Below are 21,104 nucleotides of genomic sequence, written 5' to 3'. Positions count from 1 at the left end.
GGAGGAGCTCCCATGTCCCGTTCCGCCAGTGACCTGGCGATAGAGGCCTCCGGCCTGGTCAAGAGGTTCGGCGCGGTCACCGCGCTCGACGGCGTCGACCTCGCGGTACCGGCCGGTTCGGTGTTCGGTGCCCTCGGCCCGAACGGTGCCGGCAAGACCACGGCGGTCCGCATCCTCGCCACCCTGCTCCGACCCGACGCCGGAACCGCCCGGGTCGCCGGTCACGACGTACTCCGCGACGCCCACCGGGTACGGCAGACGATCGGGTTGACCGGCCAGTACGCCTCGGTCGACGAGGACCTCACCGGTCGACAGAACCTGACGATGGTCGGTCGGCTGCTCGGGCTCTCCCGGACCCGGGCCGGGCGGCGCGCCGACGAACTACTCGACGAGTTCGGGCTGACCGAGGCCGGACAGCGGTCGGTCAGGACGTACTCCGGAGGCATGCGCCGCCGACTCGACCTGGCCGCCAGCCTGGTCAGCCGGCCCGACGTGATCTTCCTGGACGAGCCGACCACCGGGCTCGACCCGGTGAAGCGCGCCGAGATGTGGGGCAGCATCCGCCGGCTGGTCGCCGAGGGCACCACCGTCCTGCTCACCACGCAGTATCTGGAGGAGGCCGACAACCTCGCGGACGAGGTCGTCGTCTTCGACGCCGGCAGGGTGGTCGCGCAGGGCAGCCCGCACCAGCTCAAACGACGTTCCGGGACCCGGACCCTCGAGGTGCAGTTGACCGACCCGTCCCGGCTGGCCGAGGTGACCGGCCTGCTGGCGGCGATCGTCGACACCGAACCGAGCCGTGACCCGGGCGCCGGACGGCTCAGCATCCCGGTCACCGACGGCACGGCACTGCCGGCGGTGGTCCGCCGGTTGGACGACGCCGGCATCGAGGTGGCCGAGTTGGCGTTGCGGCTGCCCAGCCTCGACGACGTCTTCCTCGCCCTGACCGGACACACCACCGGATCCGGAAGCGGGAACACCGTCGGAACCGACGCGGGCACGACCACCACCGGGCCGGCCCGGACCCGCACGGAGAGGAGTGCGGCATGACCCCTACGACCGGACCCGGGCCGCTCGTGGCCGACCGACGACCCCGACGTGTCGGGCTGACCCACGGTCTCGCCCAGTGTCTGACGCTCTCCTGGCGCGGCGTCGTCAAGATCCGCCGCAACCCGCTCGTCCTGGCCGACGTCCTGCTCGGCCCGGTCGTCCTGCTGGTGCTCTTCGTGTACGTCTTCGGTGGCGCCCTCGAGGGCAGCACCCGGGAGTACCTCCAGTTCGTCCTGCCCGGCACCCTCGGCCTGATGACGCTGTTCGCGACGATGGGGGTCGGGGTGGCCCTCAACCAGGACGTCGGGAAGGGGGTCTTCGACCGGTTCCGCAGTCTGCCGACGATGCGGGCCGCACCGCTGGTCGGGGCGATCGGCAGCGATCTCGTCCGTCAGGTCGTCGCGATCGGGGCCCTGCTCGGGTTCGGCACCCTGCTCGGATTCCGCTTCCAGACCAGTGTCTGGTCGGTCGTCGCGGCCTGTCTGCTCGCCCTCGCCTTCGCGATGGCGCTCTGCTGGGTCTGGGTGCTGCTCGGACTGGTGATGAAGGATGCCCAGAGTGTGCAGGGCCTGGGCGCGATGATCATCTTCCCGTTGGCGTTCGCCAGCAACATCTTCGTCCGCCCGGAGACGATGCCGGGCTGGCTGCGGGCGTTTGTCGAGGTCAATCCGATCCGACACCTGATGGACGCGATGCGGGGACTGATGCTGACCGGGCCGGTGGCCGAACCGGTGCGCACCACCCTGCTCTGGATGGTCGGTTTTGTGGTCGTCTTCGCCCCGCTGGCGTTGGCCGCGTACCGCCGCCGCACCTGACCTGTCCCGGGGATCCGGGGGCGCCGTCGTCGCCGGCCGCCCGGGTGTACCCCCCCGCCGGCCACCCCCCGGCCAACCAGCCGGGCGCACCCCGCGGCAACCGGGAGGTAGGCCGGCCGGCGACCGACCGGCCTACCTGCCGGTCGAACCGCTCGGAACCGGTGCAGCGGCGCGCCGCATCAGGGCGACGTAGCCGTCCTCGAGGGAGGGCGCGGCCGGGACCGCGTCGGCACCGGGCCGGGTCGGGCTGACCACCCGGTAGTGGGTGCCGTCGGTCCGGCTGACCGCCGACACCACCACCCCGGCCGGCGGCGGCCCGCCGACCCCGGTCACCACCTCCCAGGTGGCCCCCTCGCCGACCCGGACCAGGTCGGCGACCGTACCGGTGTACACGACCCGGCCGGCGGCCATCACCGCGGTGTGCTGGCAGGTCTGCGCCACGTCCTCGACGATGTGCGTACTGAGCAGCACGGTACGGTGCCCGGCCAGCCCGGCCAGCAGGGTCCGGAACCGGACCCGCTCCTCCGGGTCGAGGCCGGCGGTCGGCTCGTCGACCACGATCAGAGTGGGGTCGCCGAGCAGTGCCTGGGCGATGCCGACCCGGCGACGCATTCCGCCGGAGAAACCCTTCATCCGCCGGCCGGCCACCTCGCCGAGCGCGACGAGGTCCAGCAGTTCGTCGACCTGGGCCCGGCGCGCCCGGGTGTCGTCCAGCCCCTTGAGCAGGCCGACGTAGTCGAGGAACTCCCTCGGCGTCAGGTCGGGATACAGGCCCAGGTCCTGCGGCAGGTAACCGAGACGTCGTTGCACGGCGAGCCGGCCGGCACCGGTGGTCAGGTCGTGACCACCGACCCGGACCTGTCCCGAGCCGGGTGGCAGTACGCCGGCCAGGATCCGCATCAGGGTGGTCTTGCCGGCGCCGTTCGCGCCGAGCAGCCCGTACATGCCGCCGGGGATGCTGAGGTCGACCGAGTGCAGCGCGGTTACCTTGCCGAACCGCCGGGCCAACCGGCTGATCTGGATGTCCATGTCGAAACAGACCCTTCTAGACGGTGGTACGGCGACGGCGGTTGAACACGAGGCCGGCCACCAGCAGCGGCAGCAGACCGGTCAGGACCAGCAGAAGAACGCTGGACAACGCGGCGAGGCCGTCCGGCTCCGGACGGAGGAACGACAGCCAACCCGGATCGCCGGCGTACATCTGCCACTGTCCACTCAGCCAGCTCGCCGGATAGGCGCCGACCGGGGTGAGCAGGGTGCCGGTCAGCGACGGAAGGATCTCCGCGCCGAGAAAGTTGCCCCAGAACCAGTAGCCGACGAAGAGCACCCGGAACAGCGGCGCGGAGACGACCAACGGGCAGACCAGGGCGAACCCGGCGACGAACGCCAGCCCGGGGAGCATCACCACGGCGAACACCAGCACCGTCCACCCGAGCAGCAGCGGGTCGCCCCGGTGCAGACTCTCGTAGCCGCCGGCCACGAGCATCAGCAGGAACACCGGCAGGGCGGAGGCGGCGAGGCCGCCGAGGTACTTTCCGGCGAGGAACCGGCCCGGGCCGACCGGCAAGCTCTCCAGCAGCGCGGTGGTGCCGAGCCGCCGGTCCCGGATGAGCCGGTCGGCCAGCACCATGCCGAAGCCGAGCGGGACGACGATCCCGAACAGGATCGCCCAGGTGGTCATCACCTCGGCGGGCGGGGTGTCCGCCGGCAGGTGGCGGGGACCCTGGTCGCCCTGGATGGCGATGAGGAGGCAGCCGAGCAGCAGCGTCACCAGCCAGAGCGACCGTTTGCGGGCCTGCATCCGGAACTCGTACCGGCTCACCGCGAGCAGTTCGGACATGCCGGTCACACCTCCTCCTCGGTCAGCAACTGGTGGGGCCGGCGCAGCAGCAGGGCGACCACCACGACGATGAGCAGTCCGGAGGCGGTCAGCGCCAGCCGGTTGGTCCACCAGTCCCCGTCGACCCCGAACCGGACGGTGGTGAACAGGAAGAACGGTCGCGCCCAGCCCTCGGCGGCGAACCAGGCGGCGAAGAGCAGTTCGCCCAGCCACACCACGGCGACGACCGTGGTGGCCACGACGAGACTGCGGCCGAGTATCCCGACCAGCACGGCCAGGGCGGCGAGCCAGAGGGTCGGAGGCAGCCAGACCAGCGTCGACGCCAGCGGTCCCGGCCCGGCCCACAGTCCGGTCAGGCCGAGAATCGCGGAGAAAAGCAGCGTGCAGACCGCCCCGGCCAGGGCCAGGGTGCCGAGCCTGCGGCCGAGGGTGACGGCGTACCGGGTGGGCAGGGAGAGCTGCAGTTCCCGGCAGCCGTCCCGGGCCAGCATGCTGACCGCGGCCATGCCGGTGGTCAGCGGCAGCAGGACCTCCGGGCCGGCGAGGAGCATCCGGCCGACCTGGTCTCTGGACGACCCGCCGTTGGCCGCGAGCAGGGCCAGCGCCACCCCGACCAGCAGGGCGGTCAGCGGTGCGGCGAGCAGTGTCCAACCGGCCCGCCGGGCCTCGTACCGCCAGAGCGGTAGGCGTCTGTTCTGGATTGGCCGGATCAATTCGGATTTCACAGTTATGAGTGACTTGTTCCGTCCGGATGGTTCATCCGTACACCGGTGACCCACACCACAACCATCACCAGCCGTACGCCCCGACGGAGCGGCCCGGCCGGTGCGGGGAGAGCGCCACCGCTCCGGCCACCAGCAGCGCCGCACCCGCCAGGACCGGACCGCTGGTCCGCCACAGTGGTTCCACCACGTCCAGGACCGTGTTGTCGAGGGTGCCGGTGCCGGCCAGCGCCCGCAGACCCCAGAGCGAAATCGCGGCCCCGATCCCGATCGCCGGCCGCCACAGCACCGACAGCGTGAAACTCACCGCGGAGAGCAGCGCCACCGGGCCGAGCCAGGCCACGAACAGCCGTGCCGGACTGCTGCCCACGTCGAACCAGCCCAGGCCGAGGGAGGCCACCGAGGCGGCGCCGACGATCACGCCGAGGACCAGGCTGAGCCGGGCGAGCAGCACGGTGCGTACCCCGGTCGGACTGGCCGCCACAAGCTCGGCGGCCGGATCGGCGCCGCTGCCGCAGGCGGCGGCCACCGCCAGTGCCGCGACCAGCGGCACCACCATGGCGAGCACCCCGCCGGAGAGGGCGGGTGGCGCCCACGCGGCGACGCCGGTACCGAACGCGAGCACCACCCCGGCCACCGGCCAGACCCGCCAGTCGACGAGCCGCCACTGCCGGGCCAGGAGCCGCAGCGCGCGGGACCCGGCAGCGCCACCCGGCGTCGCCGCGTACCGGGGCACGCCCCGTGGCCCGCTCGCGGCAGAGCCGACCGGTTCCGGCCGGGCGACCGGCTCGCCGTCCGCCGACAGCCGGGCGAGCACCGCGTCGAGCAGCCCGGCCGGGGGTACGGCGACCGCCGCGACCCGGTCCGCGACCGCGTCCGCGACGCGGTGCCAGGCGGCGGCCTCGGTGGCACAGCCGGCGCATCCGGTGAGGTGTCCGGCGACCTGCCGGGCCTGTCCGTCCGGCAGTGTTCCGGCCGCGTAGGACGCCAGCAGTGCGGTCGGGTGTGTCATCGTCCGCTCCCCCTTCCCGAGGATCCGACCGGTGGTGGCCACCTGACCGCCGGCGGGGTGCCGGTCGGCGCGGCCGACGACGGGGTCGTCCCGGCGGACGGCGCCCTCGGGCCCGCTGCTGCCGCCCCGGTCGATCGGTCGCCGGCCGTCGGACTGGCGGCGGTCGGGCTGCCGGCGGCGTGGCCGGGCAGCGCCCGGGCGAGGCTGGCCCGGGCGTGGAAGAGACGGCTCTTCACGGTGCCGACCGGGATGCCGAGCACCTCGGCGATCTCGGCCTGCGCCAGTCCGGCCCCGAACGCGAGGTCGAGCACCTCCCGGTGTCCGGCCGGCAACCCGGCCAGGGCGGCGGCCACCGCCCGGGCGTCGGCCCGGGCCACCACCACCGCCTCCGGTCCCGGCTCGGCGGCCGCCACCTCGGCGGCGGCCTCCACCGGTACACACACCGGCTGCCGGCCGGGCAGCCGGTGCAGCGCCTGCCGCCGGCAGATGCCGAAGAGCCAGGTACGCACCGTCGACCGTCCCTCGAACGAGCCGGCGCCCCGCCACAGGGCGAGGAGGGTGTCCTGGACCGCCTCCTCGGCACGGCCCCGGTCGGCGAGCAGCCCCTCGGCGTACGCCAGCAGCGCCCGGCCGTGCCGGGCGTACAACTCCGTGAAGGCCCGCTGGTCGCCGGTGGCCACCCGGTGCAGCAAGGGCCGGTCCCTGTCATCCATCCCGCTCCTGGGTAGCCCGGAGGGCCGCCGAGGTTCACGCTCCGGGGCCGGTTGTGTGGCTGATCACAGCAGAAAGGGCTCGAATGGCGGACAGGCCGGGCAGGCCGGCGACGAACCGACCGGCCAGCCAGCCGGGTGACGACACTCGACCCACCGGGCGCCGGCACGGCGATGGTTCTGGCCGGTTCCGGCCGGCAACCACCGGTAATGATCTTGTAACGACTCGGTAAGGGTCGGCCCGGATGATGCCCGGAACCCCCGACATCCTCACCTGGAGGTCCCGTTGTCCAGCCTGAAGGATCGACTCCGGACGAACCCACGGCGTGGCGTCGCCGTACTCGTCCCACTGCTCGCCGCGGCGCTGACCGCGACCGTGGTCTCCGTCCTCGACGACACCCCCGCACCGGAGGCGCTCGCCCTGCCGGCCACCTCCGTCGGCGCGGTGACCGGGCCGTCCGGCATCCGCAGCGTCGCCTACACCGAGGCGGTCAACCGGGCCAAGACCCGCAAACCCCGGGTGACGGTGATCGGCACCGGCGGCACCATCTCCGGGGTGGCGACCTCCCGGAGCAGCTTCACCGACTACCGCTCCGGCCAGATCCCGATCGCCAGCCTGGTCGGGCAGCTCCAGCCGGAGATCGGCCAGGTCGCCGACGTCACCACCGTCCAGTTCGGCAACAAGGGCTCGGGCGGCTACACCATCGGCGAGTTCCACGCCCTCACGCTCGCCGTGGAGAAGGCGCTCCGGGACTCGGACGGGGTGGTGGTGACCAGCGGCACCGACACCATGGAGGAGTTCGCGTACTGGCTGGACCTGACCGTGCAGAACCGCAAACCGGTGGTCCTGACCGGCGCGATGCGCCCCTGGGCGGCGGTCACCCCGGACGGGCCGCAGGTCATCGGCGCCGACGGGCCCGCCAACCTCTACAACTCGATCGTGCTCGCGGCGAGCCAGTCGACGTACTGCTACGGCACGGTGCTGCTGCTCGGCGACGAGTTCCACGCCGCCCGGGACGTCACCAAGACCAGCGCCTACCGGATGGACACCTTCCAGACCCGGGAGTTCGGCGTACTGGGCTGGATCGACGGGCCGAACATCAAGGTCGGCCGGGCACCGGCCCGGGTCGACGACTGCGACTCGAAACACCGGTGGATGACACCGTTCGACCTGTCGAGGATCGCACCGACCGCACTGCCCCGGGTCGAGGTCGTCTACGGCTACCAGCAGGCCGGCGGCGAGGCGATCACCGCGTTCGCGGACGCCGGGGTGAAGGGGATCGTCACCGCCGGCACCGGTGCCGGCGGACTCTCGTCCGCGCAGAGCGCCGCCCGGACCGCCGCCGCGGCGAAGGGCGTCGTGTTCGTCAGCACCACCCGTACCGGCTCCGGCTCGGTCTACGGTGGTAGCACGACCACGCCGATCATCGCCGGCGATGACCTGCTGCCGCAGAAAGCCCGACTACTGCTCCTGCTCGGCCTCGCCTTCGCCCCGGACGACGTGGCCAAGGTGCGCGGCTGGGTCGGCACCCTCGGCAACCCGGAGTGGGACACCGCCCCCACCGGACACCCGAAGGACTGACCGACACCGGGCGGGTCCACCGGGGCGGACGGCGGTCGGCGGGCCCGCCCGGCGGACGGTCGACACCCTGACCGGCTGGCATTCATGGACATGCCAGCCGGGTACCAGGTCTAATCCAGCTCATGACCGAACCGAGCAGGATCCTGTTGGACGAGTCGGAGCTGCCCCGTCGCTGGTACAACATCGTCGCCGACCTGCCCAGCGCGCCGCCGCCGGCTGCATCCGGGCACCCTGCGCCCGGTCGGACCGGACGACCTGGCCCCGCTGTTCCCCGCCGCCCTCATCGCCCAGGAGGTCACCGACGAACGGTGGGTCGACATCCCGGACGAGGTTCTCGACGTCTACCGGCTCTGGCGGCCGTCCCCGCTGCACCGGGCCCACCGCCTGGAGAAGGCCCTCGGCACCCCGGCCAAGATCTTCTACAAGTACGAGGGCGGCTCACCCGCCGGGTCACACAAACCGAACACCGCCGTGCCGCAGGCGTACTACAACCGGGCAGCGGGGATCCGGCGGCTGACCACCGAGACCGGGGCCGGCCAGTGGGGCACCGCGCTCGCCTTCGCCTGTTCACAGTACGGACTGGACTGCGAGGTGTGGCAGGTGCGTGCCTCGTACGACCAGAAGCCGTACCGCCGCATCATGATCGAAACGTTCGGTGGTGTCATCCACCCGTCCCCCTCCGAACTCACCGCAGCCGGTCGTGCCGTGCTCGCCGAACACCCCGACTCCCCGGGTTCGCTGGGCATCGCCATCTCCGAGGCGGTGGAGGTGGCCGCCGGCCGGGCCGACACCAACTACGCGCTGGGCAGCGTGCTCAACCACGTGCTCCTGCACCAGACGGTGATCGGCGAGGAGGCGCTCGCCCAGCTCGGCAAGGTCGGGCTGACCCCGGATCTGGTGATCGGGTGCACCGGCGGCGGCTCCAACTTCGGCGGGCTGGCGTTCCCGTTCCTGCGGGAGAAGCTGGCCGGGCGACTGGACGTGACGATCCGGGCCGTCGAACCGGCGAGCTGCCCGTCCCTGACCAGGGGCGTCTACGCGTACGACTACGGCGACACCGCAGGGCTGACCCCGCTGATGAAGATGCACACCCTGGGCCACGACTTCATCCCGGATCCGATCCACGCCGGCGGGCTGCGGTACCACGGCATGTCCCCGCTGCTCTCGCACATCTACGAACTGGGCCTGATCGAGGCGGTGGCGAAGACCCAGCGGGAGTGTTTCGAGGCCGGGATCCGGTTCGCCCGTACCGAGGGCATCGTGCCGGCCCCCGAGCCCACCCACGCCCTGGCGGCCTGTGTCGAGGAGGCGCTGCGGTGTCGGGAGACCGGTGAGGAGAAGGTCATCCTGACCGCGCTCTGTGGACACGGCCACCTCGACCTCGCCGCGTACGGCGCCTACCTCGCCGGTGAGCTGGTCGACCATGAGTTCTCGGCGGAGCAGCTCGGCGCCTCGGTCGCCGGTCTGCCGGTGGTACCGACCTGACGGATCAACCCCTCGGCGATGTCGTGGGTGGTTGTTACGGTCCGCGGATGGCCCTGGTGGAGGTTCTCGAGGACGACGAGCACTGACGGAGTTCAGCACCCTGGTGGTGGCCGACGCCCAGCCGGACGCCGGGGTCGAGGAGCTGCCGATGCGATCACGCCCCCGCCGCGCTGACCCCGGCCCCGTCGAGCGCGGCGACCAGCCGGCGCGCCTCGGTGACCAGCCGGCTCGACCTGCGCCGCGCGACCACCTCGACCAGCCCCGGAACCTCGACCCGCACGCCGGTCAGGGTCGCCGCCTCGGCGGCCAGCGAGAGCAGGTCGGGCGTGCCCCGGGGCGGGGTCGGCGCGGCGAGCAGCGCCGGCAGCGCGGCGGCGAGCAGCCGCCACACGGTCAGCGGTGCGCCGGCCGCCGCCGCGTCCCGCAGTGGTTCGACCGTCCGGGTCACGGTGAGCGCCCCGGTCACACCCAACTCCCCCAGCTGCCGGCCGACGGCCTCGGCATCCAGGTCACCGGCGGCGGCGAGGAGCAGCAGCGCGTCGAGGGCGGCGACCCGGTCCACGGCGTGCCGGGCGGCGAGCCCGTAGACCAGGGCGAGGTCCAGCGCGGGTCCGCCCCGGCCGGTGCTCTCGGCGAGCAACGGAAGCACCGCCGCCCCGCCCTGGATGTCCAGGTCGGCGGCGCCGGCGACGTCCGGCAGGACGTACGCGGCGACCAGTCCCCGGTATCCGGGGAGTACCGGGGGCCAGAGCAGGGACCAGGTGGCACAGTGTCCGTCGAACCGGGCCCGATGGCCGCTGAGCAGCCGCAACGGATCCTCGAACCGGTCCGCTGCGGGGCTGGACGGTGGCTGGAGTTCCACCGCCCGCCGCTGCGTCGGCCCGCCCTCCCACCGGTTCAGCCGCACGATGGTCGTACGGTGGACCGGTTCCGCGACGCCGCCGGTACGCAGCCAGTCGGCGACCCGGTCACCGGTCGGGGTACACAGCGCCGCGGCCCGCCTGGCCAGTCCCTCGTCGACGACCGGCGGCAGTCGCAGCAGCGCCTGGAGCAGGTCCCAGCGCCCGGGTTTCCGGTCACCGAGTGCGGTGATCCGGTCGACCAGCACCGTGGCGTCGAGGGAGCCGTTCGTCGAGGTCGGCGTCGAGAGCAGGGTGAGCTCGGCACGCTGGTCGCCTGGTGGGGAGCCGGCGCAGGAATCCGGCCGCCTCGGCGGCGGGTGTCTCGGCCCGTGGTGCGAAGGTCGAGGCCAGCATGTGGACCTCGGCGAAGCCACGCAGCCAGCGGTCGGGCAGCGGGACCTTCTTCTCCACCACCGCACCGTCCAGGGTGAAAACCGTGAGGTCGTCGGGGCCGACGGCGAGGTGTAGCGGGTCGATCCCGCTGATCCTGGCCAACGCCTCCCGCAACGGCGGGTTCACGTCGACGTTGGTGGTGCCGTGCGCGAGGATCTCACCGTCGATCCCGGCCGGCAGGGCGTCGAGCCGGGCGTAGACGCCGCAGCAGCCGGAGAAGGACTCGAAGCGGAGTCGGTCCCGGCTACCGGTGACGACCGGGTCGAGGCTGGCCGGGTCGACCGGCCGGTGGTAGCGGGTGCGGGCGACCTCGGCGACGGCGAGCAGGCCGGCGGCGGCGGCCCGGGGCGTGGTGAGGAACCCGGAGAAGAACCGGGGGTTGGCCACCGGCCCGCCGCTGGTCTGCAGCGCCAGCCCGTCGGGGCGCAGCGTGGAGGGGGCGAGGTACCGGTAGGTGGCGACGGCGGTCACGGTCGCGGATGCTATCCGCGGGCTCCGACAACCGCCGCCGTCCGCCGGTCACCCCCGTGACGAGATCTGTTGTACGGCCCAGCCGTTGCCGTCCGGGTCGTCGAAGAAGACGAACCCCACGTTGTCCAGCGGCTCCGGGACCGGCCTCGGGTTCTCTCCCAGCACCTGGATCTCGCTGACCTGCACGCCCCGTTCGACGAGCTGGGCGCGCGCCTGCTGGATGTCCGGAACGACCAGTTGCAGGCCGCGCAGTGATCCGGGGGTCATGGCCGGGCCCATGCCCTGGCCGATGACGATCGAGCAGCCCGATCCGGGCGGGGTGAGTTGGACGAAACGGACCTCGTCGTTGACCCGGGTGTCGTGGTCGACGTGGAAGCCGAGCTGGTCGGCGTAGAAGGCCTTGGCGCGGTCCACGTCGGAGACGGGTACGACGACAACTTCCAGAGTCCAGTTCATGGTGCTGATCCCTCTCCTGGCTGTTTCCTGACGGGCTGTGGTGCCACGAGCACCCGGTCGAGCCGGGCGTAGCTCTCGCTGACGCCGCGGGCCATGGGATACCGCAGCACCCGGTCCCGCCCTTCCGGTGTGGCGTACCGGATGGTGGTGGTCAGCGTCGTCCTGCCGTGGTTCTCGACAAGGCGGTGGCTGATCACGGTGACGCCCGGATACGACTGGTCGTCGTACTGCTCGGTGTAGCTCAGCCGCTCGACCGGCCGGATCAGTTGGTAGACCCCGCCGTGTCCCATCCGCGCTCCGTCCGGGCCCTGGGAGACGAACCGCCAGGTCCCGCCGACCCGCAGGTCGACCTCGCAGACGACCAGCTGCCAGCCCTGCGCGCCGAACCAGCGACGGAGCAGGTCGGGCCGGGTGAGCGCGTCGAAGACCAGCCGACGGGGTGCGTCGAAGTCCCGGGTCAGCACGATGTCCCGGTCGGTCGGCGTGCTGACCCGGACCGGTCTCGCGGCGCCGCTCACGACGGGCCGCCGACCAGTCGGTCGGGGCTGTCCCGTGCCTCGGCCTGTAGCGTGCCGAGCAGGTCGTCGAGGCGCTGGTAGCTCTCCTCCCAGTAGGCCCGGTAGTTCGCCAACCAGTCGACGGCGGCCTTGAGTGGCCGGGCCTCGAGGCGACACGGTCGCCGCTGCGCGTCCCGGCCCCGGGAGACCAGGCCGGCGCGTTCCAGCACCCTGAGGTGTTTCGACACGGCCGGCTGACTCATCCGGAACGGCGCGGCCAGCTCGGTCACGGTGGCCTCTCCGGCCGCGAGTCGGGCCAGGATCGCCCGCCGGGTCGGATCGGCCAGGGCGGCGAAGGTCGTGTCCAGCTGTTCGGGCGTCATCGCACCGTCCCTTCCGGCTCCACTACCGATCGGTTTTATAACCGGATGGTTTATAACCGTGCCCGTGGCGGCTGTCAAGGAACGCGGCCCGTCGTAACATGGTCCATGGCCAGACCGCGGATCGATCCCGTCGTGTGGCGACCGGACCGGGCGCCCACCCGGGCCCGACAGGGCAGCGGTGGGCGACCTATGCCACCGGTACGGCTGCGGACCCTTCCCGGCCAGGGCCCGGAAGACGTCGCCGTCGACTCCCGGGGACAGGTCTACACCGGACTGGCCGACGGCCGGATCGTCCTGGTCACGACGGACCGGGCCGAGACGGTGGCGCAGACCGGTGGTCGGCCGCTCGGCGTCGAGGTGCAGCCGGACGGACGCCTGGTGGTCTGCGACGCGCTGCGCGGGCTGCTCCGGGTCGACCCCGTCGACGGACGGGTGGAGACCCTGGTCGCGGCCGGTACGCCGATCGACGGTGCGCCGTTGCGGCTGTGCAACAACGCCGCGGTGGCCGCCGACGGGACCATCTTCTTCAGTGACTCCTCCCAGCGGTTCGACCTGGCGCACTGGAAGGCCGACCTGCTGGAGCACTCCGGCACCGGGCGGCTGTTGCGCCGTGATCCCGACGGGCGCACCGGGGTGGTGTGCGACGGGCTGCACTTCGCCAACGGCGTGGCGCTGGCCGCCGACGAGTCGTCGGTCGTGGTGGCGGAGACCGGGGCGTACCGGCTGGTCCGGATCCGGTTGTCCGGTCCACGGGCCGGCGGTGTGGACCGACTGGCGGAGAATCTGCCCGGCTTCCCGGACAACCTGTCCCGGGGTACCGACGGCCTGCTCTGGATCGCGCTCGGCTCGCCCCGCAACGTCCTGCTGGACCTGCTGTCGCCGCGACATCCGGCGCTGCGCCGGATGGTCTGGGCGTTGCCAGAGCGCTTCCAGCCGAAGCCGGCGGACACCGTCTGGGTCCAGGCGGTCGACGTGGACGGACGACTCGTCCACGACCTGCAGGCGAGGGTGCCCGGGTTCTCGATGGTGACCGGGGTACGGGAACACCGGGGCCGGGTCTGGCTCGGCAGCCTGCACGGGACGGCCGTGGCCGCGTTCGACGTACCGCCGGAGGGCGTGGCGACGGGCTGACCGTCGGAGCACCGCCACCCACGGATCCGTGTTAGTTAACACTCAACTCGTTAACTTCTCAGAACCAGTCGCCGCGCGGCCGACCGAGGCAGACCTCAACATGCCCCGGGAATCCGTGCTCAACGACTTTCGCATCGGGGATGCCCGGGCAACCGCGCTCGGGATGCGTGATGTTAAGTTAACGTCTACGCCTGTTCACTTGCTCTCGCCGTGGAGGCGGTAACCCCCGATGCGAAAACACCAGCCGGGCGCCGGCCGACTGTGGGCGGGCGTCGACGTCGGCACGCAGAGCCTGCGGGTGCTGCTCGTCGACGGCGAAGGCACCGTCGCCGGCCAGGGCACGCAGGCCCTGACCAGCCACCGGGCCGGCGTCCGACACGAACAGGACCCGACCGGCTGGTGGGCCGCGCTCGGCGTGGCGTTCCGGCGGGCCCTGCGGGATGTCGACCCGGCCCGGGTCGGCGCCGTGGCGATCTGCGGCACCTCCGGCACCTTCCTGCTGGCCGACCGGGACGGAACGCCGCGGACCCCGGCGCTGATGTACGACGACGCACGCGCGCGACCCGAGGCCGAGGAGATCGCGGCGACCGGCGCCGACCTGTGGGCCCGCCTCGGGTACGCCGCCCAGCCCTCCTGGGCACTGCCCAAACTGCTCTGGCTGCTCCGGCACGGGTCGGCGGCGCTGCGGGCGGACCTGCGCGCCGGTCGCACCACGCTCCGACACTGCGGCGACCATCTCGCCGCCCGGTTGACCGCGGCCCCGGTCGCCACCGACCGGAGCAGCGCGCTCAAGACCGGCTACGACCCGGACGCCGGCGCCTGGCCCACCGACCTGCTGGCCGCACTCGACCTGCCGGTCGGCGTCCTGCCCGACGTGGTCCGGCCCGGTACCCGGCTCGGCACGGTCGGCCCGGACGGCGCCGCGCACACCGGGCTGCCGGTCGGGGTGCCGGTACGCGCCGGCATGACCGACGGCTGCGCCGCCCAGATCGCCGCGGGCGCGCTCGACACCGGCAGCTGGAACTCGGTACTCGGCACCACCCTGGTCCTCAAGGGCGTCACCAGGGACCGGTTGACCGACCCGGCGGGTGCCGTCTACAGCCACCAGCACCCGGACGGCGGCTGGCTGCCGGGCGGGGCGTCGAACGTCGGCGCCGCCGTCCTGGACACCCGGTTCCCCGGCACCGACCGGTCCGCGATGGACCGGGCCGCCGCCCGGTACGAGCCGGCCGGTGGCCTGGTCTACCCGCTGCGTTCCCGGGGCGAGCGGTTCCCGTTCGTCCGGCCCGACGCCGAGCCGTTCGAGCTGGGTGTCTTCGTCGACGACACGGACCGGTACGCCGCCGTCCTCCAGGGAGTCGCGTACGTCGAACGACTCTGCTACGCACACCTGCGCCGCCTCGGCGCCGACGTCACCGGCCCGCTGTCGCTGACCGGCGGGGCGACCCGCAGCCGCTACTGGTCCCAGCTGCGCGCCGACGTGCTCGGCCGGGAGGTGACCCTGCCCCGGACCGCCGAACCCGCGTTCGGGATGGCGGTCCTGGCCGCCGCCGGCGACGGGCACCTCGCCAGCACCGCCCGGCGGATGGTCCGGGTGGCCGACGTACTGCCGCCCCGACCGGGCGCCCGGGAACGGTTCGCCGAACCGTTCGCCCGGTTCGTCGACGCGCTCGCGGACCGGGGGCACCTCGAGCCGGCGTTCGCCGACTACGCCAGGGAGCTGTCGTGACCCGTACGACGATCGTCCTCGCCCGACACGGCCGGACCGTCTGGCACCACCCGAACCGGTACGCGGGCCGCAGCGACGTACCGCTGGACCCGGTCGGTGAACAGCAGGCCCGGGACCTGGCCCGGTGGGCGGCCGGGGAGGCGTTCACCAGTCTGGTCTGCTCTCCGCTGCGTCGGGCCCGGGACACGGTCGCGCCGACGGTGTCGGCGACCGGGCTGGCGCCGGCGGTGGAGCCCCGGCTGCGGGAACTCGACTTCGGCGTCGCGGAGGGTCGTACGCTGGCCGAACTGCGCGCCGCCGACCCCGAGCTGGTGGCCAGGTTCGAGGCCGATCCGGTGGCCGGACACTTCCCCGACGGGGAGCCGCCGGCCGCGGCGGTCGCGCGGGCGCTCGACGCGCTCGCCGACCTCGCCACCGCCGACCCCGGCGGCCGGGTGCTGGTGGTCGCGCACAACACCCTGATCCGGCTGGTCACCTGCGCGGTGCTGGGCGTGCCACTGGCCGAGTACCGGCGCCGGCTGCCGGTGCTGGACCCGGTCGCCACGACCACGCTGCGCCTTCCGGTACCGGCCGACGCCGGGCCGGTGGCGTTGCTGGCCTTCAACGTGCCGTTGTGTCGAGGATGGAGCGATCCCGATCACCACGACGCCGACCAGAGGACACCATGAGCAAGCGAAGCGGAGTGCCGGTATGAACGCGCCTGACGTTCCGGAGCGCGCCCGGCCGGCGCAGCGCCAGGCGGAGATCGCCGAACACGTGCTGCAGCACGGCTCGGTCTCCGCCACCGACCTGGCGGAGATGTTCCACGTCAGCCTGATGACCATCCACCGCGACCTGGACGAACTGGCCCGGCAGGGTGTGGTCCGCAAGTTCCGGGGCGGGGTGAGCGCCCAGCCGTCCAGCGTCTTCGAGTCCAACGTGTCGTTCCGGCTGCGTGCCGCCCGGGAGGAGAAGCTGGCGCTGGCCCGGCGGGCGCGGACGCTGATCGAGCCGGGCATGGCGGTGATGCTCGACGACTCCACCACGACGCTGGAGGTGGCCCGGCTGCTGGAGGACGACCCCGGACCACTCACCGTGATCACCAACTTCCTGGAGACGATCAAGCTGCTCTCCGGGGTAGCCGGCATCCGGTTGCTGGCACTCGGCGGCGAGTACTACCCGACGCACGACTCGTTCCTCGGCGTCCCCTGCGTGGAGGCGATCGAGGCGCTCCGGGTGGACCTGCTCTTCGCCTCCACCTCGGCGGTCTCCGGCGGTTACGCGTACCACCAAGAGCAGGAGATTGTGCTGGTGAAACGGGCGATGATCCGTTCGGCGCAGCGCAGCGTGCTGATGGTCGACCACACCAAACTCGGCCGGGCCGCCCTGCACCGGCTGGCGCCGCTGCGGGACTTCAACCTGGTGCTGACCGACGCGCGGGCGCCGAAGGAGACGTTGGCGGAGATGCGGGAGCACGGTGTCCGGTACGAGATCGCCTGACCCGGTGGTGTACGGCGTCGACGTCGGCACCACCGTCACCAAGGCGGTCGCCTTCGACGTGACCGGTACGGCGCTGGCCCGGGCGGCCCGCCCGACCGTCCTGGACCGGCCCGGACCCGGCCGGTACGAGCAGGACCCGGACCAGGTCTTCGACTCGGTGCTGGCGGTCCTGCGCGAGCTGCGGGAACGGGTGCCGAACCCGGTGACCGCGCTCGGGGTCACCGGCCAGGGCGACGGGCTGTGGCTGCTGGACGCGCAGGGGTGCCCGGTCCGACCGGCGCTGTCCTGGCTGGACGCCCGGTCGACGCCGGTGGTCGACCGGTGGGCGGCGGACGGTCTGCTGGAGACGGCGTACCGGCGGACCGGGAACCATCCGTTCCCGGGCGCCTCGGGGCCGCTGCTCGCCTGGCTCGACGCGTACGAGCCGGACGTGCTGGACCGGGCGACCACCGCCGCGTACTGCAAGGACATGGTGGTGCAGCGGCTGACCGGGTTGCGGGCCACCGACCCGTCGGACGCCTCCGCACCGTTCCTCGACCCGCACTCCCGCCGGTACGACGAGGAGCTGATCGCCGCCTGCGGCCTGGCCCACCGCCGTCACCTGCTCGCCCCGGTCCTGCCCGCTCCGCACGACACCCTGAGCGCCACGGCCGCCGGGGCGACCGGGCTGCCCGTCGGGCTGCCGGTGGTCGGCGCGCCGTACGACCTGCCGGCCTCCGCCTGGGGCGCCGGGGTCCGGACGGTCGGCGCCGGCCTGCTGATCGTCGGCACCACGCTCGCCTGTCAGGTGCTGCGGGACCGGGTCGACACGACCGGTGAGCCGGCCGGCCTGACGTTGAGCACCTGGCGGCCCGACCGCTGGCTGCGGGCGCTGCCGGCGATGGTCGGCACCGCCGCCCTGGACTGGGTGCTGCGGCTGGTCGGCGCCACCCTCGCCGACCTGCCGGGGATGCTGGAGCGGGGCCGGGCCGACGGCCTGACCGTGCTGCCGTTCCTGGCCGAGTCCGGCGAGCGCGCCCCGTTCGTCGCCCCCCGGGCCCGGGCCCGGGTCGACGGCCTGCACCTGGGTACCGAGCCGGCGGACCTGGTCCGGGCCACCTGTGAGGCGGTCGCCTACAGCGCCCGGCACTGTCTGACCTCGGCCGGCCTGGCCGGGGACCTCACCGCCTGTGGCGGCGGCGTCGGTTCGACCCGGTGGGCGCAGATCTTCGCGGACGCGCTCGGCCGGCCGGTACGGGTGCTGGCCGGTGAGGAGATCGGCGCCCGGGGTGCCGCCCTGGCCGCGTTGTCGGTGCTCGACGGCAACCCGGCCGAACCGGCACCGCCGGTACGCGACGCGGACCCGGCCGACCTTGCCCCGCCGGTGGTCGATGCGGCCCCGGACGGCTGGTGCCCGCCGGGGCGGTGGTACGCGCCCGACCCGTCCGTCCGGGACCGGTACGAGACCGGGTACGCCCGCTACCTGGACCACCTCGCACAGGCCCGCCCGAGCTGGAACGAAAGGTGACCCATGAGCCCCACCCCGCTGTCCGTGCTGATCGCCGGCGACCACTTCGTGACACCCGACCTGGTCGCCGACGCCCTGCGGTCCCGGATCGGCCCGTCCTTCACCGCCCGGGTCGTGACACTGCCCTGGCCGCACACCCCGTTCGGGCGGGTGGCGGAGGTGGACGAGGCGTCCGGCGCCGAGGACGAGTTGATCGCGGCCCTGCCCGGGGTCGAGGTGGCGGTGACCCAGATGGGACCGTTCACCGCCCGGGTGCTGGCGGCGGCGGACGCGCTGCGGCTGCTCGTGGTGTGTCGGGGCGGTCCGGTCAATGTCAACCTGGCGGCGGCGGCCGAGGCCGGGATCGAGGTGTGCAGCACACCGGGCCGCAACGCGGTCGCCGCCGCCGAGCACACGGTGGCGCTGTTGCTCGCCGCGCTGCGGCAGATCCCGCAGCGGCACGAGGGGCTCCGGGACGGCGCCTGGCGCAGTGATCTCTACGCCCTGGACGAGGTGGGTACCGAGCTCGGCGGCAGCACGGTCGGCCTGGTCGGCTACGGCGCGATCGGTCGGCGGGTCGGTCGGATCCTGCGCGCGTTCGACGCCGAGGTGCTGGTCCACGACCCGTACGCCGACCCGGCCACCCTGGACGGGGCGAGCCCGGTCGGGCTCCCCGAGCTGCTGGACCGGTGCACGGTGCTGAGTCTGCACGCCCGGCTGACCCCGGAGACCGCCGGCATGGTCGGGGCCACCGAACTGTCCCGGCTGCGCCGGGGCGCGGTGCTGGTGAACACCGCGCGGGGCGGTCTGCTCGACTACGACGCGGTGGTGGACGCGTTGGAGTCGGGGCAGCTCGGCGCCGCCGCGTTCGACGTCTTCGACGCCGAGCCGTTGCCGGCCGGCTCGCGGCTGCGTACCGCGCCCCGGGTGGTGTTCACCCCGCATCTGGCCGGCGCCACCCGGCAGACCGCCGAGCGGGCCGCCGCCCTGGCCGCCGACGCCGTCGCGGCTTATCTCGCCGCCCGGGGCCGCTGACCGCGCTCCGGGACGCCGGGCCGCCGTGCACCTGCGGGTATTTCGCTGTGGGCATGGTCATAGCCGGGTCGGGACGAACGGTCGACCCCGCCGGGCCGTTCCGTCGATCCCCGGGTCGCCGGTAGTGGCGGCGACGAAGACCACACGGACGAGGAAAAGCCCCACGGTACGCCCCGCAGGGTGAGCAAGCACACGCTTCACCGAGGGCCGGCCGTACGACGGCCGGGTCCTGCGATCCTGGACGCGGAGCCGGCGACCGGAAAAGTGGCCGCCACAATCGCGCGGCCCACGTACCTTCTCACCCGCACCGGTCGACAGTGCCACCGGCCCCGAGGACTTGGAGATTCGTGACCAATCAAGCCGCCGTGGCGCCGAACAAGCTGGACGGCGCCGTTCTGAAGATCGCCGGCGTGGTCGTGCTCGGCGCGATCATGTCCATCCTCGACGTCACGGTCGTCAGCGTCGCGCTGCCGACCTTCCAGAGCGAGTTCGACGCGACGTACGCCCAGGTCGCCTGGACCATGACCGGCTACACGCTGGCGCTGGCCACGGTGATCCCGCTGAGCGGCTGGGCCGCCGACCGGTTCGGCACCAAGCGGCTGTACATGCTCGCGCTGCTGCTGTTCACGCTCGGTTCGGCGCTCTGCGCCAGCGCCGACTCGATCGGCCAGCTGATCACCTACCGGGTGGTGCAGGGCCTGGGTGGCGGCATGCTGATGCCGCTCGGCATGACGATCATGACCCGGGCCGCCGGCCCGGCGCGGATCGGCCGGCTGATGGCGGTCCTGGGCATCCCGATGCTGCTCGGCCCGATCGGCGGTCCGATCCTCGGCGGTTGGCTGATCGACGCGAGGAGCTGGCACTGGATCTTCCTGATCAACGTGCCGATCGGCGCGGTCGCACTCGTCTACGCCCTCCGGGCGCTGCCGAAGGACGCTCCCGAGCCCTCCGAGTCGTTCGACTTCGTCGGCATGCTGATGCTGTCGCCGGGTCTGGCACTCTTCCTCTTCGGCGTCTCGTCGCTGCCGGAGACCGGCACGATCACCGCCACCCGGGTCTGGGCGACGATGCTGGTCGGCGCCATCCTGCTGGTCAGCTTCGTGCTGTACTCGTTCCGGCCGCGCCACCCGCTGCTCGACCTGCGGCTGTTCCGCAACCGCAACCTGACGGTCGCGTCGATCTCGCTCTTCGTCTTCATCATCGCGTTCATGGGCGCCGGCCTGCTCTTCCCGAGCTACTTCCTGCAGGTCCGGGGTGAGTCGACGCTGCACGCCGGTCTGCTGATGGCGCCGCAGGGCATCGGGGCGATGCTGACCATGCCGATCGCCGGCACCCTGGCCGACAGGATCCCGGTCGGCCGGACCGTACCGTTCGCGATGGCGCTGATCGCCGCCGGCTTCTTCACCTTCACCCAGGTCGGCACGGACACCTCGTACCTGCTGCTCTGCGGTTCGCTGTTCGTGATGGGGCTCGGCATGGGCGGCACGATGATGCCGATCATGACCTCGGCGCTGCGCACGCTGACCGCCCACGAGACGGCCCGCGGTTCCACGCTGGTGAACATCCTCCAGCAGATCGGCAGCTCCATCGGCGCCGCGATCATGTCGGTGATCCTGACCAGCAAGCTGAACGGCTCGGCCGTGATCCCCGGCATGACCGACCCGCACACCGGCGAGCCGGTCACCGAGGCCGGCGCCGCGATCGCCCACCAGCACGGCGCGCAGATGCCGCTGGACCCGTCGCTGCTGGAACGGGGCCTGCGTTTCGTGGCGGACTCGTTCGCCAGCACCTTCTGGGTCGGCTTCGTGCTGGTCCTGCTGACCTTCATCCCGATCGCCTTCCTGCCGCGCAAGCGGGAGGTGTCGCGCCTGCTGGACGACCCGTCCGGCGAGGGCGGCGAGTCGACGCCGGCCCCGGTGCTCATCC

21 protein-coding genes are annotated in these 21,104 nt (G+C 72.9%); 11 read left to right on the top strand and 10 right to left on the bottom strand.

Translation table 11 applies throughout. The features are described from left to right. Positions 1–12: 12 nt before the first annotated feature. On the top strand, positions 13–1,050 hold the full coding sequence (locus tag ABGB05_RS32545; protein WP_347657790.1) for an ATP-binding cassette domain-containing protein: 1,038 nt from the start codon (positions 13–15) through the stop codon (positions 1,048–1,050). Beyond that, complete coding sequence (locus tag ABGB05_RS32540) at positions 1,047–1,865, top strand: ABC transporter permease (protein WP_347657789.1); 819 nt, start codon at positions 1,047–1,049, stop codon at positions 1,863–1,865. Before ABGB05_RS32545 ends, ABGB05_RS32540 begins: the two co-directional genes overlap by 4 nt. Before the next feature lie 132 nt (positions 1,866–1,997). Here ABGB05_RS32540 and ABGB05_RS32535 read toward each other — a convergent pair whose 3' ends face one another. From ABGB05_RS32535 to ABGB05_RS32515, 5 genes are all read right to left on the bottom strand, one after another. Next, on the bottom strand, positions 1,998–2,894 hold the full coding sequence (locus ABGB05_RS32535) for an ABC transporter ATP-binding protein (RefSeq protein ID WP_347657788.1): 897 nt from the start codon (positions 2,892–2,894) through the stop codon (positions 1,998–2,000). Between the two features lie 16 nt (positions 2,895–2,910). Beyond that, entirely contained in the window at positions 2,911–3,714 is an 804-nt protein-coding gene (locus tag ABGB05_RS32530) for a hypothetical protein (RefSeq protein ID WP_347657787.1), read from the bottom strand. Beyond that, on the bottom strand, positions 3,711–4,430 hold the full coding sequence (locus tag ABGB05_RS32525; RefSeq protein ID WP_347657786.1) for a hypothetical protein: 720 nt from the start codon (positions 4,428–4,430) through the stop codon (positions 3,711–3,713). The genes ABGB05_RS32530 and ABGB05_RS32525 overlap by 4 nt, the downstream gene beginning before the upstream one ends. A gap of 64 nt (positions 4,431–4,494) precedes the next feature. Then, a complete protein-coding gene (locus ABGB05_RS32520; RefSeq protein WP_347657785.1) occupies positions 4,495–5,439 on the bottom strand; it encodes a zf-HC2 domain-containing protein in 945 nt (314 codons plus the stop codon). After that, positions 5,436–6,152, bottom strand: a complete 717-nt coding sequence (locus ABGB05_RS32515; RefSeq protein WP_347657784.1) for a sigma-70 family RNA polymerase sigma factor — start codon at positions 6,150–6,152, stop codon at positions 5,436–5,438. The genes ABGB05_RS32520 and ABGB05_RS32515 overlap by 4 nt, the downstream gene beginning before the upstream one ends. 283 nt (positions 6,153–6,435) lie before the next feature. Here ABGB05_RS32515 and ABGB05_RS32510 point away from each other — a divergent pair, with 283 nt between their 5' ends. Both ABGB05_RS32510 and ABGB05_RS32505 read left to right on the top strand, forming a co-directional pair. Further along, entirely contained in the window at positions 6,436–7,731 is a 1,296-nt protein-coding gene (locus ABGB05_RS32510; RefSeq protein WP_347657783.1) for an asparaginase, read from the top strand. Positions 7,732–7,947: 216 nt separating this feature from the next. Then, positions 7,948–9,216 (top strand): TrpB-like pyridoxal phosphate-dependent enzyme, encoded by a 1,269-nt coding sequence (locus ABGB05_RS32505; protein ID WP_347657821.1) that lies wholly within the window; start codon positions 7,948–7,950, stop codon positions 9,214–9,216. A gap of 154 nt (positions 9,217–9,370) precedes the next feature. On the opposite strand, the gene ABGB05_RS32500 is transcribed toward ABGB05_RS32505, so the two are convergent. From ABGB05_RS32500 to ABGB05_RS32480, 5 genes are read right to left on the bottom strand one after another with little or no spacing between them, the layout of a single operon-like run. Next, complete coding sequence (locus ABGB05_RS32500) at positions 9,371–10,324, bottom strand: hypothetical protein (RefSeq protein ID WP_347657782.1); 954 nt, start codon at positions 10,322–10,324, stop codon at positions 9,371–9,373. Next, entirely contained in the window at positions 10,293–10,982 is a 690-nt protein-coding gene (locus ABGB05_RS32495; protein WP_347657781.1) for a hypothetical protein, read from the bottom strand. The genes ABGB05_RS32500 and ABGB05_RS32495 overlap by 32 nt, the downstream gene beginning before the upstream one ends. A 48-nt stretch (positions 10,983–11,030) precedes the next feature. After that, entirely contained in the window at positions 11,031–11,438 is a 408-nt protein-coding gene (locus tag ABGB05_RS32490) for a VOC family protein (protein WP_347657780.1), read from the bottom strand. After that, on the bottom strand, positions 11,435–11,956 hold the full coding sequence (locus ABGB05_RS32485) for an SRPBCC family protein (protein ID WP_347657779.1): 522 nt from the start codon (positions 11,954–11,956) through the stop codon (positions 11,435–11,437). Before ABGB05_RS32485 ends, ABGB05_RS32490 begins: the two co-directional genes overlap by 4 nt. Next, positions 11,953–12,318, bottom strand: a complete 366-nt coding sequence (locus ABGB05_RS32480; RefSeq protein ID WP_347657778.1) for a metalloregulator ArsR/SmtB family transcription factor — start codon at positions 12,316–12,318, stop codon at positions 11,953–11,955. The genes ABGB05_RS32485 and ABGB05_RS32480 overlap by 4 nt, the downstream gene beginning before the upstream one ends. Positions 12,319–12,507: 189 nt before the next feature. Between ABGB05_RS32480 and ABGB05_RS32475 the strand changes: the two genes are divergently transcribed. The 7 genes from ABGB05_RS32475 to ABGB05_RS32445 form a co-directional block, all read left to right on the top strand. Then, entirely contained in the window at positions 12,508–13,449 is a 942-nt protein-coding gene (locus ABGB05_RS32475) for an SMP-30/gluconolactonase/LRE family protein (protein ID WP_347657777.1), read from the top strand. A 229-nt stretch (positions 13,450–13,678) separates the two neighbouring features. Then, the gene (locus ABGB05_RS32470) at positions 13,679–15,178 is read left to right on the top strand and encodes an FGGY family carbohydrate kinase (protein WP_347657776.1); all 1,500 of its coding nucleotides are present in this window, start codon (positions 13,679–13,681) and stop codon (positions 15,176–15,178) included. Continuing rightward, positions 15,175–15,846 (top strand): histidine phosphatase family protein, encoded by a 672-nt coding sequence (locus ABGB05_RS32465; RefSeq protein WP_347657775.1) that lies wholly within the window; start codon positions 15,175–15,177, stop codon positions 15,844–15,846. The genes ABGB05_RS32470 and ABGB05_RS32465 overlap by 4 nt, the downstream gene beginning before the upstream one ends. A gap of 22 nt (positions 15,847–15,868) precedes the next feature. Then, positions 15,869–16,657, top strand: a complete 789-nt coding sequence (locus ABGB05_RS32460; RefSeq protein ID WP_347657774.1) for a DeoR/GlpR family DNA-binding transcription regulator — start codon at positions 15,869–15,871, stop codon at positions 16,655–16,657. Continuing rightward, positions 16,635–18,164, top strand: a complete 1,530-nt coding sequence (locus tag ABGB05_RS32455; RefSeq protein ID WP_347657773.1) for an FGGY-family carbohydrate kinase — start codon at positions 16,635–16,637, stop codon at positions 18,162–18,164. The genes ABGB05_RS32460 and ABGB05_RS32455 overlap by 23 nt, the downstream gene beginning before the upstream one ends. Before the next feature lie 3 nt (positions 18,165–18,167). Next, the gene (locus ABGB05_RS32450; RefSeq protein WP_347657772.1) at positions 18,168–19,178 is read left to right on the top strand and encodes a 2-hydroxyacid dehydrogenase; all 1,011 of its coding nucleotides are present in this window, start codon (positions 18,168–18,170) and stop codon (positions 19,176–19,178) included. Between the two features lie 347 nt (positions 19,179–19,525). Further along, positions 19,526–21,104, top strand: a 1,579-nt coding sequence (locus ABGB05_RS32445) for a DHA2 family efflux MFS transporter permease subunit (protein WP_347657771.1), incomplete at its 3' end; no start/stop codon positions are given.

It is taken from the genome of Plantactinospora sp. B5E13 (assembly GCF_039871775.1).
In the GTDB taxonomy this organism is placed as follows: domain Bacteria; phylum Actinomycetota; class Actinomycetes; order Mycobacteriales; family Micromonosporaceae; genus Plantactinospora.
This window is presented reverse-complemented; position numbering and strand designations above follow the sequence as displayed.